The following is a 16,688-nucleotide window of genomic DNA, read 5'->3' as shown; positions in this document are numbered from 1 at the left end:
TTACGTGGAAAAGTAGCGCAGAACAAACTCTTAAAACTTATCATTTAATCTTAATTGATTTTATTTTTAATTTAATACTTTTTTTTAAGTCAATTACTTCACAATTTTTAATTTTTTTTATAATTTCATCTTTAGAAAGGTAACTTAATTCTCCTTTTGTATTTCTTCCTTCTCTAAAATTTGCATCAACATAGTTTTTTAAGTTTTTTTGAGTTATATTTTTTAAAGATAATTTTTTTAATAAATCTTTTCTCACAAAAAATGCATTATTTCTCATTAAGTTACTACCAACAAAAGTAAGGTTTTTTTTAGACATTAAATCAATGGCTGCTTTTAAAGACATGCCAAAGTATAGCATTGAACTATGATATTTTGACCTGTCAAAATTTTTTATATTAGGAATAGTTATTGATTTTGTGGAGCCAAAATATGGATTGAATTCTAAAATAGCAATCTTTGAAAAATTTTTAGGTAATTCCTTTAAAATCCAATAATCAATTCCATCAACATCAAGACTAAATAAATCTACTTGGTTGTGAAAATTGTTTTTTTTTAATATTGAAGTTATATTTTGGGATGTCACAAAATCTTCAACAATACTTATATCACTCTTCCATAGTTTAATATTTTTTTTAACTTTTTTTTCTAAATGCTTATTACAATCCACAATTAAACCTTTCGGAGATCTTGTTTCAAAAATAAACCTTGTGTTGGCCTCAGAATAATCGCCCACACCAATTTCTACAAATTTAGGCTTTTGTATTAATAAAGACTCGAGTAAATAATCTATAACACCATCTTCACCATTTTGTGAAAATATTTTTAATTCTGTTTGATTAATATTATCAATCTTTTTATAATTTTTTCTTGAAACAAATAATGCTTTTGCACCAAGTAATATTTTTTTATTAATGGTATAGTTTTTGATAAATTTTTTAATTAAATCTATGATCATTTTTTATTAAATTTTTTCAAAAAAGTTTTTAATATTTTTTTTAGCATTGCTTAGTTGGGTTAATCTTTTCTTTTCTAACTTAATTAATGATGAAAAATTTTTTTTATTTTTTATCAATTTATTCATATTTCGCAAAAATAATTTTTTTTTATTACAAACTATTCCTGTTTTAGATCTTAATTTGAAGTGTTCAAAGGTATTATAAAGTCTTTGGAATTTTTTTTCATTATTTGAGAAGAATAACACTGGATTATTTGTTAAAAAAGCAAAAGTAAAAGCTGTTCCAGATAAGTCTGATATCATTAATTTAGATTCTGAATAATTTTTTAAATAATTATCAGATGTATCAAATATAAATCTCTTGTCATTTTGATATTTGTTTAAAAATGCAAATCGTTCATTAAATTTAAAATTCTCAGTTAAAATATCTTTTCTATTTTGAGGATGAGGTCTAAAAATTACCTTTAAACTGAAAAATTTTAATAAATTATCAATTATAAACTCTAGATCATTAATTAAACTAAAATTTTTAAAAGCAATAAAATTTGCTGGTGCAATTATAATTGATTTATTTTTATTTTTTAAATTTATTTTTTTTAATAAATAATCAATCCTAGGGTATCCGACATCTATTACTTGATAAGTATTTTTTTTTTAAATTTTTTACAGTATTCTGATAATATTTGATTAAAATATTTTTTAACAAATTTCGAATTAATCAAAATATAATTATAACAATAAAACCTTGCTGCTATTTCATTATTTTTTTTAATATCTGTTAATGGACTATCTGTAATACAGTGATGTATATAAATTTTTTTTGATTTAAATGGAAAAAAATCACTTATATAATTTGATACAAAAAAATCTACATTAAAAATAAACTTCAATAAATACTGATGCATATAATATTTATTTTTTAAATTAAGATTTTGATTTTTTATCTTATGTATATAAACAACTAAATATTTTTTTTCTAAGTCCTTAAATAAATCTTGAATATAGTTGATGTCTTTTTTCGCAACTTGTTCTCTTGGAAAATTAAATATTAAAGTTTTCTTCTGAGAAAAATTAAAAATAAATTTTAAATTTAATTGAATAAATGAAGTTAATGATCTTAATGAGTCTTTTATCAAATCAGTCTAAGCTTTAAATATATATTGTTTACTATCTTTTCTTTCAAAATTTGGTGGATAACTTTTTCTCTTATCTTTATAATATATTTTTCTTTTACTACCAAATTTGAAATCATTAAAAGTCATAAATAATGATTTTCTAGTTTTATTTTTTGAAATATTATTTGAAGATCTGTGTGGAACATAATCATCAAAAAAAATAACATCTCCTTTTTTTGCAAATATCTTTTTCCACTTTAATTTCTTTTGATTATTTGTAGAAATTTTACTCCAAGATTTTGATATCAAAACTTTTTTATTTGGATCATATTCCGCAAACTCTAATGCACCATTAGATCTCGTTGTGTCATCCAACATAATGCATAGCGTAATATAATTTTTCATATTATACATGCCCTCCCAAATTGTAGCATCCTGATGTGCATCAAATCCTTTTGATCCTGGAAATTTTGGATGATATTTATCTTTAAACAAAGTTACTTTTTTACCATAAAGTAACTCAAGATTTTCTTGTAATTTTTTAGATTTAAGAAAATTTTTAAAAAAAATATTATACTGAACAAAATTTTCAATTCTTGTCAATACCATGGAACTATTATCGTATTTTGGATCAAAATATTTCATCCATTTATTTAGTGTTTCAGGATAATTTTCAATTTCTAAAATATTTTTATTAAGTTCTTTTAAAACTTTCTTTGAAATAAAGTTTTTACAATGTACATAGCCTTTGCTTTTATAAATAAAAACTTCTTTTTTTTTTAGAATTTTACTTATCATGAAATGAATTTTTTTAATTCTTTGGATTTTATAAAGTTTTTTACTTGGTTTGAAAAATTTTTAGTTAAATCATTTTTTATAGTATAGTCAGCATTTCTAGGATATTCGGCCTTTATATCAATTCCAACAATATTTTTTTTTTGGTTATATATATGTTTTTTTTTTTCAGCTTAATTATTTTATTAATATCAGTATCAATAAAAATTAGAAAAAAATTTTTTATATTTTTTTTATATATTGATCTTATTTTCTTATTCAATCCAACAATACTAAATATTACATTAATATTCCTTTCTGACAGTAAATTGATTAATTTACTAAATAAATGAGAATTGTTAATTCTGTCATTTTTTTTGTATTTATTTAAATTCAAAACTTTTCTAAAATTATCTCCACTTAAAACTATTGTATTACCAATTTTTTTTTCAATTTTTTTGTGTAATAACTTTGACAAAGTACTCTTGCCTGATCCGGAAAAACCTTCTATTAGGAATACTAAGCCAGCTTTTTTTTTTGATTTTTGCATGCTTTTTTTCTTAAAATTGTACTGCTTATACCTTTTGTTCTATAAAAAGTAAGTATTTTATTTTTTGGGACAATATTTTTGTTATCATTTCCATGGACTAAAAGATCAATCTTATTTTTTTTTAGAAAAATTTCATTTATATAAAAAGGTGACTTAATTACCCTATTTACATATTTTATTGATTCCAAAATCTCTTTTCTAAATTTATAATTTAGCTCGGGCGTAAAATTTTTATGTTTTTTTATTTCATGATCATCAGTCAATGCTACTATCACTTGCCCAAATTTGCTTGCTTTCTTTAAAAGCCTAATATGTCCATGATGAATCAGGGTTGCAGACATATCAACTAAAATTTTCTTCATTTTAAGATAAATAATCTAATATTTGTCCTTTAGATTTTTTTCCCAAATGTACTTCACCTAAATGGCAAATTATATTTCCATCTATTTTTACTCTAGGCTGATACATGATAACCTTTTTATTTTTAACTAATATTTTTTTTTTACATGGGTGCATAGAAGTGGTTGGTTTTTTGTTTTTTTTGACAAATAATTTTTCCATTTTATTAAAGCTTTTTCTTTATTCACTTTTACAGCATATTTATAAATTTCGTGCTTTTCTAACACCTTGTCTAGTGAATAAATTGTGTGATATGGTCCTGTAACTTTTTTATTAATATGCGTGTTTATATCAAGGTAAAATGAATTTACTTCATTTATTGGTTTAGGATCAAAGCAAATAAAACTTGCACCAGTCAGACCAAATAAACCCTTACATGAACTAAAAGTTACAACATCTGCCACGTTGTGATTTGACTCAAGACCAATCGAGCCAGTAGCATCTAACATAATTTTTGATGAAGTTCTTTTTGAGAGTTTTTTTATCTCAGAAATTGACAGTTTTAAACCCATGCTAGTTTCTGTGTAACAACAAAATATCCAATCAAATTTTTCACTAATTTCATCAATTTTATCCCAGTTTATTTCAGTTATTTTTTTTATATTATTTAAATTTTCTTTTTGTATTTTACTTAATATATATTTAATTCTATCTGAATAATAACCAGTATTTATTACAAGAATTTTACCAAATAAAAAATTTTTTGCTGCAATTTCAATTGAAAGACTTCCTGAACCCTGGTTGCACACAATATTTTTAAAATTTCCTGCAATTTTATTAATTTTTTTTAAAACTCTTTTTTCTGTTATTAAATAATCTTTATCTCCCCTTCCAAAACAAGGTTTTAAGTTTTTAACATTTTCATCTATTAAACTTGCAGGTCCTGCAGTAAATAAAATTTTTGATTTATTATATCTATTTGTAATTTTTTTAATATCATTCATGTTTAAATCAACTTCATAAAATTTTTCTTTCTATATGAAAGAGTTTCCTTAGGTCTTCCGATACCCAATTTATATCCTGGATTACTTTTAATCTCTATAAAAGAAGAGACATTTTTTCTTACTAATTTATTTACCTCATTATTTATATCATCTTCTTTGTAAACTCTTTTGCAAATTTTGTATCCAAGTTCTTTTGCTACTTTTGAAAAATCAATAGCACTAGAGTTTGTGGTTTGGCCTCCTACAGAATCGTGTACATTATTGTTAATTAATATGTGTGTTAAATTAGATTGTTTTGAACTATTAATAATACTTCCTAGATGCATTAAAATTGAACCATCTCCATCAATGCAAACAATCTTTTTTTTAGACGAAAAAGCTATCCCTGCTGCTATTTGAGAGCTATGCCCCATTCCACCAACTGTTAAAAAATCACTACAAATATTTAAATTATTTTTTTTTCTTAATTCATAAAGTTCTCGTGAGGCCAATCCAGTAGTACAAACAATAATAGAGTTTTTTGGAATATTCTTTAAAATTATTTCTATTATATTTTCTCTTAGAAGATATCTGTTATTTTCAATTTCATTTTTCAAATTTACTTTACTAAATGTATTTTTTCTAACTATAAGCGCCACAGGTCCTTTTATTTTTAGTGCTTGATTTTTTAAATTTTTAATTAAAGTATCAATTTTTTTTTCTTTTGAATTTAAAATCTTATAAGGAATCTGAAGTAATTTAAGTTGCTCAAGTGTAATTTTACCTTGGGTTAGATGCTGAGGTTCATCAGCTAGTTGTATATTCTTTTTTAATTCACCTCTCCATCCAATCAGTAAAACCATTGGTATCCCATATACTTTTTTGTGAGCTAGAGATACTAGTGGATTAATTGCATTTCCTATTCCAGAATTTTGCATATAAATTAGTGCTGGCAAATTGGTACATAAATAATGCCCAATTGCAAAAGCTATTGACGAGCCTTCGTTATTAGAAATTATATAATTTTTTTTAAATTTGCTCTTCAAAGAGTGACACACATATTTTAATAACGAATCAGGCACTCCAACTACTAATTTGATATTTTTTTTTACTGCTTTTGAAAATTTATCAGGATTAATCATCTAATCTATTTAGTTCCAGGGATTAATTCTAACATTTCTTTGATTGTGGCTAAGCTAGAGTCTATTTCTTTAGATCTTTCGTTTCTTAAAATTGATTTAGCTGTTTTGACCATGGCAGGATATGCTGCTCTAAATAAGTGATTTGCATAAATTACAATATTAAAACCTCTTTTTTCAAATTCCTTTTCTTTAACATTGTTATAAGTCGATGGCACACAAACTAACGGAATATCTTTAAAATCTTTTCTAAATCTTTTAGCAAAATTAAAGATCTCTGTTGGGGTTTCTTTTTTACTGTGTATCATGATTCCATCAGCTCCAGCTTTGACATAATTTTTTGCTCTTTTTAAAGCATCTTCTAATCCTCTACCCAATATTAAACTTTCAATCCGAGCAATAACCATAAATTCTTTATTTAATTGCACTGACTTAATTGATTTAATCTTATTAGAGAAATTTTTAATACTATCTTGTTTTTGATTTGAAGTATTTTTATGTAAAGAATTTTTTTTTAATCCAGTCTTATCCTCCATTATAATCGCAGAAACGCCTAATCTCTCTAAAGATTTAATATTTAATTTCAAATGTTCTACTTTACCACCAGTATCTATGTCCATTATCAATGGACGAGAAGTTACTTCAAATATATTGTTTATATTTTCAAGTCTTTCAGAAATATTTAGAGCTTCAATGTCTGGCTTACCTTTATGAGATGCATCTGTTAAAGAGCTTGACCAAAATCCATCAAAATAATTAATCTTTCCATTTATATTTTCACTTGCCTTCTCAGCGATTATTCCTGAAATTGGGCTATGAGTCTCAATTATTCTAATTATTTTTTTTACAGATAAAGCTTTTTTCAAATTTTTTAATCTAGACTCAGGTTGTATTCCTTGCTCAATCTCATATCTAGATAATGCTGTAGAAGATATTCCTTTTGTGTGAGGAAATTCAATCAACTTGCCACCATATTTTTTTAGTACTTTTATGACTTTTAATCTCAAATTTGATTGTGGTCCTTGAAGCCAATCATCGCCGTGTATTACATAATCAGGTTTTAGTTTTTTAATATTTACAGAGTCGTCCCACTCGTTTTGTGGTATTACCTTGTTTACTCCAGATATATTTTTAATTATCATTTCTCTTTGATCATAATTCAGTAAAGGAATTCTTTTGTTTTTAGAGACAGCCTGATCAGTTAATAAACCTACAATCAATAATCCAAATTTTTTTGCTTCTTGAATAAGTTTTATATGACCATGATGAAGGTTGTCAGCAGTTAAGCTTAGGTAAATAATTTTTTTTTTCATTTATATCGTATAATTATTTTTTACTTCTTCTAAACTACCAGAGTGAATTATTCTACCATTATCAAAAACGTAAATTTTATCACAATTTAACAAAGGTCCCAATTTATGAGAGATTATTATCTTAGTACATTTATAGTCTAAATTATCAATTTCATTCATGATTAAATTCTCATTATTAGAGTCTAAAGCACTAGTTGACTCATCAAATATAAGAAGTTCTGGCAAATTATATAAGGCTCTCGCAATACCAATTCTTTGTTTTTCGCCTCCTGAAATTCTAATACCATTATTTCCAATTAAAGTTTTTTCTTTATCTTTTAGATTATTTACAAAACCTGAGAGATTTGAAATTTTAAGACAGTGATTGAATTTTTTATAGTCAACATCTTTTTCAAGTAAGCCATAGGTGATGTTGCTTACTATAGTATCATCAAATAAATATAAATTTTGTGGAATAAAACCAACTTTATTTCTCCAATATTCTAAGTTATCTTTTATATTATGATTATTGATTAATATTGAGCCTTCATTTGGCAAATGTAACCCCAATAATAAATCAACAAAAGTACTTTTACCAGACCCTGACTTACCCAAAATACCTATTTTTTCACCTGCCAAAATAGACATGGAAATATTTTTTAAGGTATAACTATTTTTTTCATGACCAAAACTAATATTCTTTATTAAAATTTTATTAATTTTTTCTTTTAAATCATCAGTTTCTTTTAAGCTATTTGTGCTCTCTATAGTTAGCTTGTTGTCTTTTAAATCTTTGTAAATAGCATTTAATGAAATACTATGAAGTTTAAATATAGTAAATTTGGAAGTTATAGTGTTAAAAGCAGGAATCATTCTCAAAGCACAAACTACATACAATGTTATTTTCGGCAATATTTGATTAAATTCGTATCCTAGATTAAAGTATAAAATTAACACAAAAGTTATTAATGAAATTGTTACCACTTCTAAGACTAATTTTGGAACCGAGGAAATAAGTCCAGAAATAAACTTAGAGTCTTCAATATTCTTTATATTGAATTTCACTAAATTTAAAAAATAATTTTCTCGAGATAATATTTTTGTTTCCTTTATTGATCCAAATGATTGTAATAAATTTTTTAATTCAAGCCCTGAGGATTGTCGTAAATTTATACCTGCTTTTTTTATAATTTTTCTTACAAGAAAATAAAAGACATAGCTTATTAAAGACAAAAGTATAATTAAAAGAAATGTATTGATTGGTGTCGAAAATATTAACACCAAGAGTAATAATAATAATAAAATTAATTCTTTTAAAATCGTTATAACTATGAATAAGACATCTGATGCGTGAATACTATCGTGAGTAATATTCCTTACTAATAGCGAGGGATTAAAGTTTAAATGAAATTTATAAGGCATAAATAAATATGTCTTTAAAATTTTTTCTTTTATATCTTCTCTAATGTGTTTTCTTAATTTACCTTGATAATAATTTGAAAAAAATAAAAATAAGTTCTTCAGAAAAAAAATAATAATAATTCCAAAACTAACGAAATATATTAAGTTCATAGTATTATCTAATTTCATATAGTTAAAATTATTTAAAAATGACAGTTTATCAAAAAATTGATCGACATCAGATATTGCCATTAAAAAAATAGGTATAGAGCCAATGCTAATTAACTCTAAAAAAGTTGAAATGATCAGCAGGAAAAATAAAAAAAATATTTGTAAAAAGAATTTTTTTTCTACAATATATATTATTTTTGAAATCATTAATTGATATTATTATTTATTAGATAAATAGAAATAAATCTATATAACATTTTACAAATGATAAAGATGAAAATTTATTATTTAACAAATTAATTTATCTTTATTTAGGTAATTTTATATCTAGAATACTTTTGTGCCACTAGTAATATTTATGAGCAATAAGTTAATCTTTATTATCAATTATTTAATATGTTTCATAATTTATGAAAAAAAAGATTTAAGCAAAAAAATACAGTACCTAAATTTTTTTTTAGGAAAAATCAATTTTATAGACTTTATTTTATTTACATTTAATCGAAATAAAATTAATCCATTGAAATCTTTTAAATTTAGGAAATTCATAGAAGCAAATAATAAAAAATGGATAAACAAAAAAAAATCTAAATTTGATCAAAAAACTATTATAGTTGAAAACTTTATTAACCACCCGTCTTACACTGTTACTAATGCTATAACTGCATTATTTTTAAATCAATATTTCAATTATAATGTAACTGCAATAATGAGATATGGTGATTTAAAAGGTGAAATTATTTTTAGAAGTTATGGAATTAAAAAATTTTTGTATCTTAAAAATCCAAATTTCAAAAAACGATTATTTTATCTTTATAAAGCATTTAAGATTTCTAAAAATATAAAAACAATCAAACAATTTTGTAAAATTAATTACAATGGGATTAATATTGGTCTATCTACCTATGATACGTTCATTAGATATACAGGAGTATCATCTTTAAATAATTTAAATAATGAACTTATAGTTTTGTTAGCTGACTGTATGGCTATGTGCGATCAGATAGAATATTTATTAAATACAAACAAAAAAATTAAAATTAGTGTTCAATCTGAAACTGCATTTAATCCTTTAAACTCTTTTTTTCAGATATGTCTTAAAAAAAAAATAGAGATTTTTGCTAGATGTGGTGAGGATTATATTTCTTTAAGAAGATATACAAATTGGAAACAAAGACACGATTACAGATATAACATATCACAAAAAATTTTTAATGAAATATATGCGTGTAATAAAAAAAAAATTTTAAAATTGTTTGAAAAAATATATATTAAAAATCTAAATAGTAAAAATTTTGGAATAGATGCTCGTATTAAAGAATTTGGAAATACTAAAATTAAGGAAATTTCCAAAAATACGTTAATTGATAAATTTAAATGGAGTAAAAAAAAAATTGTAGTTTTTTTTTTAAATCATTACATTGACCGTAATTTTCATAATGGTCCAAGAGTAAATTTTCAAGACAACTACACTTGGACAGATTATATACTTAAACTAATTCCAAAAATTAATAATGTGAATTGGATTATTAAACCCCACCCAACAGAATTTTTTTACAATTCAAAAAAAAACCACAAAAATATTATTAAAAACTTAGTAACAAAACATAAAAATATAAAGTTATTTCCAAATTATTTAAAAAGTTCTTCACTCCTAAAAATTGCAGATGTAGCATTAACTTCGCATGGTACAGCAGGCATAGAATATCCTGCATTTAAGATTAATAGTATTTTCGTGGATAATTCGTCATATTCAAATTTAAATTTAATCAAAATGACTCGTTCAAAAAAAGAGATAGTCAAAAAACTAATGAATATTAATAAAATGAAAAAATTAACTAGTAAACAAGTGAATAAATGTAGGGCTTTTCTAGTTATTCAAAAAGAATTAATAAATAGCAAATGTTCCCTTATACCTAATCACGTCATATCAAGAAATATTAATGAGGAAAATTTTTGGGCTGAGTCATTAAAAAATTTAAAAAAATTTAAATATAAGAATGATATTTTTTTTCAGATGTTGAAAATACAATTGCAATATAAACTGAGACATACAATTAACCTCAAAAATCTTAAAATAAGAAAAAGACAATATAACGATTATTAAATATTAATTATTAAAAAATCTTTCTTTAATTATATTTATAATTTTATCCAAACCAGAAATATTAGGGTCTAAATTATGATATGAATTAATATGTTTATCATAATTATTAATATTATCTGAAATTTTTTTTAATAAATCATCTTTTTCAAAATCATAATCTTTAATTATATCTGCAAAATAATATCCAACAATATTTGCATACTTTCTTGAATGTTCGATTTCGTTTTTAGTCATAAACTTTGATTTAAATCCTATAATTTTTTTTTTCAAAAAAATAGCATCCTCAATTGCACTAGAGTCAAAATTAGTTGTTATAAATGACTTATATACATATTCCCGAGTTTTGAATTTAATCACATTAAATTTTTTTAAATAAAATTGATGATGTTCTAAATCATATCCTGGATGAATGCATACAACTACCTCTTTGTTAAATTCTGTGGATAGTTTTGTTAAAAATTTACTAAGATAATAATAATGTTTTTCTATGATTGAGGCTGATAGCGCTCCTCTTAACTCTATTTCTTCTTTGTAATTTAAAGAAGCGTCCAAATGAACGATGTAATCCTCTGAGATTTTATAATTTTGATTTTTATAAGCATCGTAAGTTCTACTATTAACTAATTCTATTCTTATCGCTGCAAATAAATTATTATTAAGCAAAAATGATTTAAATTTACTTTTTTTTATATTTTCTATAATTTTTTTATTGGAAATAAATCTAATTTCTACCTTTGGTAAAATTCCAATTATCATTAATAATTGCGTAAAATTCTGATAAAAATGTTTTTTAAAATAACTTTCAATGAATTTAATAGGATGTTTAATTGATCTTATCATGGCTCCCCCCGAAGGATTTCCAATATTAGATATCATAAGAATTGGAATAGATAATTTTTTTAAAGCATAATGGATTCTAAAAGTTCCATAAGTTTTTCCAAAATTGCTTATAACTAAAATATTTTTATTTTTACAAAAATTTTTAAATTCAGAAATTGAAAGTGGATTAAAAATTTTATATTTTGTTTTGATATCAAAAAAATATTTTTTTTTGTTAAAAAAAGTCAAATTAGTCCAATTAACTATGATAAAATTTTCAAAATTATCGTTTAAATTTTCAAATAAATCTTGGTGTGTAATTAAGCTTCCCTCAAGTGTTGAAAAATTAGTTATATATAATACGAAATTATTTTTCACAAATTTTTACTAATTAATTTTGCAAATATTAGATCTGATTTATTATCAAGATCAAAACTTGAAATTCTATCTGTAACTTTAAAACCAGATGGTTTAGAAAATAAATTTTTTGACTTTTGTAATATCTTTACCCTTGATGCTAAAAAATTTCCAAAACTATATGTTTTAATTTTTTTTTGTTTATTAAATTTTTTAATCCTTTGTTTTTCAAACATAAATTCTAAATTATTACTTTTTGCTGTTCTTGTATTTAAATAATGATAATTGTGAGGAGTAGGATGAACTGTTTGGCAAGAATTTAGGTGTTTGTTTTTTTCAAGCAAATTCATTACTTTTTTTATATCATCCACTTTTAAAAAAGGTGATGTTGGTTGTAATAATCCAACTAATTCATAAAAATTATTCTTATCTTTTTCAGCACTCAAAACATGCAATACAGTTTCAACAACATTTGAACTATCTTTTGCATATTTTTTGGGTCTTTTAATGAAAGGTATTTTTTTCTTTATACAGTGATCAATTATAATTTTAGAGTCAGTTGAGCACAAAATGTTGTCAAATTTTTTTGATTTTTTTGCTTGTGTATAAGCAATTTCTATTAGTGATAGATTATTTATCTTTATTAAATTCTTATTTTTAATATTTTTTGAACCACCTCTTGCTGGTATGATCCCAATAGATTTTACTTTTGTCTTTGATCCCATTTTACTTTCGGGTCAATGATATTTTTGTCAATTCTATCTTTTACTTCTATGATTTTATTAATAACTTTTAGTATAAAATCATCATTTAAATAGATTGGTTTTAATCCAATTTTTAAAAAACTATCATTTTTTGGCTTGTAATAATGTTTAGCAAGTTCATGTCTGGGATTTTTGATAAATTCAATTTTTGTATTTAATCCAATTTTTTTTGAAGCTTTTTTAACTAAATATGCCAATTCTTTTATGCTAAATACCTCTGTAAATTGATTTCTCACTTTAAATTCACCTAACCTTGCAGGGTTTTTAATTGCAAGTTCCACACATTTCAATGTGTCAAGGATATTCAAAAAAGTACGTTTTTGATTACCTTGTCCATAAACTGTAAGTGGTTTATTTATTGCTGCCTCTACACAAAATCTATTTATAACCGTACCAAATAAATGATCGTAGTGAAAGCTAGTACTAAATTTTTCAGATAGTTTGGTTTCATTTGTATCTGTCCCATAGACTACACCTTGATTTAAATCTGTAGCTCTAAGATTCCATACTCTACAAGCAAACGCCAGATTTAAACTGTCATGAGCTTTTGATAAATGATAATAGCTATGTGGCTTGACTGGAAATTGAACAATATCTTTTCTGCCTTTATGATTAACCTTTAAATAACCCTCCTCTATATCTATATTTGGAGTACCATAAACTCCCATTGTGCCAAGTTTAATCAAATGTGTTTTTGGACAATATTTCTTTATACCAAACAAAAGATTCAGGGTGCCAATTACATTATTATTTTGTGTAAAAACTGCTTCTTCTCTTCCTGCCATTGAATAAGGTGCTGAGGGTTGTTCCCCATAATGAATAACTGCATCAGGTTTATATTTTGATAATAATTTATAAACAAATCTATGATTTAATAAATCACCACAAATAAACTTAATCTTATTTTTATATTTTAGTTTATTCCATTCTTTTACTCTGTTTTGCATTGTTTCTATTTTAAACAAAGGTTTAATACCATAGGCTATTTCTATTTTTCTTTTTGAAAAATTATCAACAGATACGACATCATATCCTTTCCTAGATAGATTTAATGCTGTGGGCCATCCAAGATAACCATCACCACCAAGTATAAGTATTTTCACGATAGTTTTTTATTAATAAGTTTAGTTATTACTCTTTTTTCAGTTAAATTCCAAGCATCAAGTGTAGATCCGCCAATATGCGGCGTAATAACTATATTGTATTTTTTTCTATTCTTAAAAATTAGATTTTTTTTTATATCAAATTTTCTTGTAAACTCACCTTTTATAACATCAGTACCATAACCAAGCATTTTTTTTTGAGATAATAATTTTAATATAAAACTTTCATCAACAACTTCACCTCTCGATGTATTTATCAAATAAAAACTTTTTTTTATTTGCGGCAAGTTTTTTTTTTGAAAAAAATTCAAGTTATTTTTTGATTTGATATGAAGTGTAATAAAATCACAATTTTTAAAAATTGTTTGTAATTTTTTTTTATAATTTTTTTTTTGAAGCTTAGTATCTGTATAATAAACCTTTTTAAAAATATTTTTTGATAATCTAGCAACTAATTTTCCTAATCTCCCATATCCAATAATACCTAAAGAACATCTAGAAAGCATTTTATAGCCACCAAAAGGCCTTCTATTAAAATTTTTTTTATCAATTGACTTTATTGCAGAAACATAATTTCTCGCAGTTAATAAAATTAATCCCAAAGTGTGTTCTGCAGTAGAGGTAATTGAATTTAAAAATTTTCCGTCATTTTCTAATGAAATAATTTCAATATTATTTTTTTTACAATATTTATGATCTATAAAATCGGTGGATGTAGTAGAGGAAATTAAATATTTTAAATTTTTAAACATATTTAAGAATCGTGAACTATAGGTAAAATTTTGATCACAATAAATTACTGATATTTCTTCAATATCTTTTTTATTAATACTTTTAACAGAAGCAATATTCTTAATGGTAAATAATAAAAATTTTTTTTTAAGGATCGAAATATTTTCTTTATTAAGATTGATTCCTTTAAAATATAATAACTTAGTTGATTTCATTAAATTTTTTTTCAACCTTAATATTATTAATATTACTTAAAATTTTTTTATATGCCTGTTTATAGGATTTACCATTTCCATAAAAAAGATTAGGATTTTTTAGATTTTTTTTAAATTTTTTTGATAGTGCCAATTTTATACTTTTTAAAATACTTTTTTGCTTAATTTTAGACGAAATTATATTTTTCGATTTTAATCTATTATTTTGCCTATTTCCCAGATTAACAAACGGTTTTTTTAAATATGGTGTTTCTATGATTCCTGACGAAGAATTGCCAATAAAAAATTTTGAAAATTTAATTAAATTTAAAAATTCTGAATAAGCAATGTTAGGAAAAATATTAAATTTTTTATTCGATTTGCTTTTGTTAATAAGTGAATCTATAATTACCTCATATCCAATATCGGTACATGGATAAACACAAATAATTTTTATATTAATAGATTCAAGAGTTTTTAATATAATATCTATATATTCTTTATTCTTTAACTTTGAGGTTCCATCTGGATGAAATAATAAAACACAGTAATCTTCATTAATTTGAAGATCATATTTTTTATAAATTGCATTTTTTTTAAAACTAACTTTTTTTAAGGAATCGATATGACTATCTCCAATATTAAAAACTGATTTTTTGTTTTCACCCATTTGTAAAATTCTTTTTTTGCTCATATAATTAGAAGCAAAATGTAAGTCTGATATTTTGGTTAATGCATGTCTTAGTTTTTCATCAATATTTCCAGAAAGATCGCCACCTTGAAAGTGACAAATTGGTATATTCAAATTAACACACACAAAACCTGCAATAAATGACTCGGCTCTATCTCCATATAAAATTAATAAATCTGGTACATTTTTAGATAAATATAAAGTTAATTTATTAATTAAAATTGACATTGCTTTCAATCGAGATTTACTTGAGCTATCTTTTTGATTTAAATCTAATTTAACAATTTTTTTAAAGTTAAAATCTTTTTGAGCTATTTTCAAAGTTTTTCCAAAATTTTTGTAATTATGTTGATCTGTTAAAATAATTTTAAAATCAATTGTTTTAGTTTTTGAGAGTTTTTTTGATAATGGCAACATGGCATCATATCCGCCTCTTTTACCAGATAAAAAGAAGATTTTTTTTTTATTTTTTGAAGTCACCTTGTTTAATATATGTGTACGGTTCAATATTTTTTTTTAATCTTAAATTTATAATTTTAGTATAAAGATTTGCTTTTAGACCTTTTCCTGGTCTTAGTAAACAAACATTGTTAGAGTTTATTTTAGAATTTTTTAAAATTTTATTTTTAGAAAATATACTTTTTGTTGCCCAAACTTTTGATTTCTTTTCTTTTTTTGAAACAAAAATATTTTCTGATCCAAGAATTTTTTCAATTCTTCTTATTTTATTAATCATATTTTTCATTTTTTTTTGATTAAAACTTACTTTCCAGTCTTGTGCATTTTTGACATTAAATTTAATTGATATATGTTTTTCAATTACTTTAGCATCATTAAAAATTGAACCAGTAATAGCAAGATCATCTTTTGAATGATCAGAATAGCCAATAAAATATTCATTGAAAATTTTTTTAAATTTTTTAAAATTATTAAAATTTATATCTTGATCAACAGATGGATATGTCGATTGACATTTCAAAAATATAACATTGTAAATTTTTTTCTTCTTAAAAAAATTTTTTAGTTTAATTAAATCATCTAATTCATGCATACCTGTAGAAACAATAATTGGCTTTTTTAATGATATAATTTTATTTAGAAAGTAAAAATTACCTAACTCTCCAGAGCCAACTTTAATAGCAGGTAAGTTTAGCTTTTTTATCCAACTTAATACACTTTCAGTGTGAGGAGTTAAAAGCATT

The 16,688-nt window shown here is 23.4% G+C and carries 17 protein-coding genes; 1 reads left to right on the top strand and 16 read right to left on the bottom strand.

Annotated elements, in window-relative coordinates:
- Positions 1–40 precede the first annotated feature (40 nt).
- From AC5SL8_RS00795 to AC5SL8_RS00750, 10 genes are all read right to left on the bottom strand, one after another.
- Positions 41–955, bottom strand: coding sequence for a hypothetical protein (locus AC5SL8_RS00795; RefSeq protein WP_494580111.1), 915 nt, complete (start codon positions 953–955; stop codon positions 41–43).
- A gap of 6 nt (positions 956–961) precedes the next feature.
- Complete coding sequence (locus AC5SL8_RS00790; RefSeq protein WP_494580110.1) at positions 962–1,258, bottom strand: hypothetical protein; 297 nt, start codon at positions 1,256–1,258, stop codon at positions 962–964.
- A 329-nt stretch (positions 1,259–1,587) separates the two neighbouring features.
- On the bottom strand, positions 1,588–2,091 hold the full coding sequence (locus AC5SL8_RS00785) for a hypothetical protein (RefSeq protein ID WP_494580109.1): 504 nt from the start codon (positions 2,089–2,091) through the stop codon (positions 1,588–1,590).
- Positions 2,092–2,097: 6 nt separating this feature from the next.
- Entirely contained in the window at positions 2,098–2,868 is a 771-nt protein-coding gene (locus AC5SL8_RS00780; RefSeq protein WP_494580108.1) for a phytanoyl-CoA dioxygenase family protein, read from the bottom strand.
- Between the two features lie 112 nt (positions 2,869–2,980).
- Entirely contained in the window at positions 2,981–3,394 is a 414-nt protein-coding gene (locus AC5SL8_RS00775; protein WP_494580107.1) for an adenylyl-sulfate kinase, read from the bottom strand.
- Positions 3,364–3,756 carry an adenylyltransferase/cytidyltransferase family protein gene (locus tag AC5SL8_RS00770; protein WP_494580106.1) on the bottom strand — a complete coding sequence of 131 codons (393 nt, stop codon included), beginning with the start codon at positions 3,754–3,756 and terminating at the stop codon, positions 3,364–3,366. The genes AC5SL8_RS00775 and AC5SL8_RS00770 overlap by 31 nt, the downstream gene beginning before the upstream one ends.
- A gap of 126 nt (positions 3,757–3,882) precedes the next feature.
- Complete coding sequence (locus tag AC5SL8_RS00765; RefSeq protein ID WP_494580105.1) at positions 3,883–4,737, bottom strand: pyridoxal-phosphate-dependent aminotransferase family protein; 855 nt, start codon at positions 4,735–4,737, stop codon at positions 3,883–3,885.
- Positions 4,738–4,739: 2 nt separating this feature from the next.
- Entirely contained in the window at positions 4,740–5,858 is a 1,119-nt protein-coding gene (gene aepY, locus AC5SL8_RS00760) for a phosphonopyruvate decarboxylase (RefSeq protein ID WP_494580104.1), read from the bottom strand.
- Between the two features lie 5 nt (positions 5,859–5,863).
- A complete protein-coding gene (gene aepX / locus AC5SL8_RS00755; RefSeq protein WP_494580103.1) occupies positions 5,864–7,168 on the bottom strand; it encodes a phosphoenolpyruvate mutase in 1,305 nt (434 codons plus the stop codon).
- Positions 7,169–8,926, bottom strand: a complete 1,758-nt coding sequence (locus AC5SL8_RS00750) for an ATP-binding cassette domain-containing protein (protein WP_494580102.1) — start codon at positions 8,924–8,926, stop codon at positions 7,169–7,171.
- Positions 8,927–9,077: 151 nt separating this feature from the next.
- Here AC5SL8_RS00750 and AC5SL8_RS00745 point away from each other — a divergent pair, with 151 nt between their 5' ends.
- Positions 9,078–10,826 (top strand): hypothetical protein, encoded by a 1,749-nt coding sequence (locus tag AC5SL8_RS00745; protein ID WP_494580101.1) that lies wholly within the window; start codon positions 9,078–9,080, stop codon positions 10,824–10,826.
- Positions 10,827–10,829: 3 nt separating this feature from the next.
- Here the strand turns inward: AC5SL8_RS00745 and AC5SL8_RS00740 are convergent, their stop codons facing one another.
- Genes AC5SL8_RS00740 through AC5SL8_RS00715 form a run of 6 tightly spaced genes read right to left on the bottom strand, consistent with a single transcriptional unit; the run spans position 10,830 to position 16,687 of the window.
- A complete protein-coding gene (locus tag AC5SL8_RS00740) occupies positions 10,830–12,023 on the bottom strand; it encodes a hypothetical protein (RefSeq protein WP_494580100.1) in 1,194 nt (397 codons plus the stop codon).
- Positions 12,020–12,727: an acylneuraminate cytidylyltransferase family protein gene (locus AC5SL8_RS00735; RefSeq protein WP_494580099.1), complete on the bottom strand. Its 708-nt coding sequence runs from the start codon at positions 12,725–12,727 to the stop codon at positions 12,020–12,022. Before AC5SL8_RS00735 ends, AC5SL8_RS00740 begins: the two co-directional genes overlap by 4 nt.
- Positions 12,706–13,869 (bottom strand): NAD-dependent epimerase/dehydratase family protein, encoded by a 1,164-nt coding sequence (locus AC5SL8_RS00730; RefSeq protein WP_494580098.1) that lies wholly within the window; start codon positions 13,867–13,869, stop codon positions 12,706–12,708. Before AC5SL8_RS00730 ends, AC5SL8_RS00735 begins: the two co-directional genes overlap by 22 nt.
- A complete protein-coding gene (locus AC5SL8_RS00725; RefSeq protein WP_494580097.1) occupies positions 13,866–14,816 on the bottom strand; it encodes an NAD(P)-dependent oxidoreductase in 951 nt (316 codons plus the stop codon). The genes AC5SL8_RS00730 and AC5SL8_RS00725 overlap by 4 nt, the downstream gene beginning before the upstream one ends.
- The gene (gene neuC / locus AC5SL8_RS00720) at positions 14,803–15,966 is read right to left on the bottom strand and encodes a UDP-N-acetylglucosamine 2-epimerase (protein WP_494580096.1); all 1,164 of its coding nucleotides are present in this window, start codon (positions 15,964–15,966) and stop codon (positions 14,803–14,805) included. The genes AC5SL8_RS00725 and neuC overlap by 14 nt, the downstream gene beginning before the upstream one ends.
- Complete coding sequence (locus AC5SL8_RS00715; RefSeq protein WP_494580094.1) at positions 15,950–16,687, bottom strand: N-acetylneuraminate synthase family protein; 738 nt, start codon at positions 16,685–16,687, stop codon at positions 15,950–15,952. The genes neuC and AC5SL8_RS00715 overlap by 17 nt, the downstream gene beginning before the upstream one ends.
- Position 16,688 lies beyond the last annotated feature (1 nt).

The organism is Candidatus Pelagibacter sp. PS_41 (genome assembly GCF_059417725.1).
The sequence above is the reverse complement of the archived record's forward strand: the minus strand, read 5'-3'. Positions and strand labels throughout refer to the sequence as shown.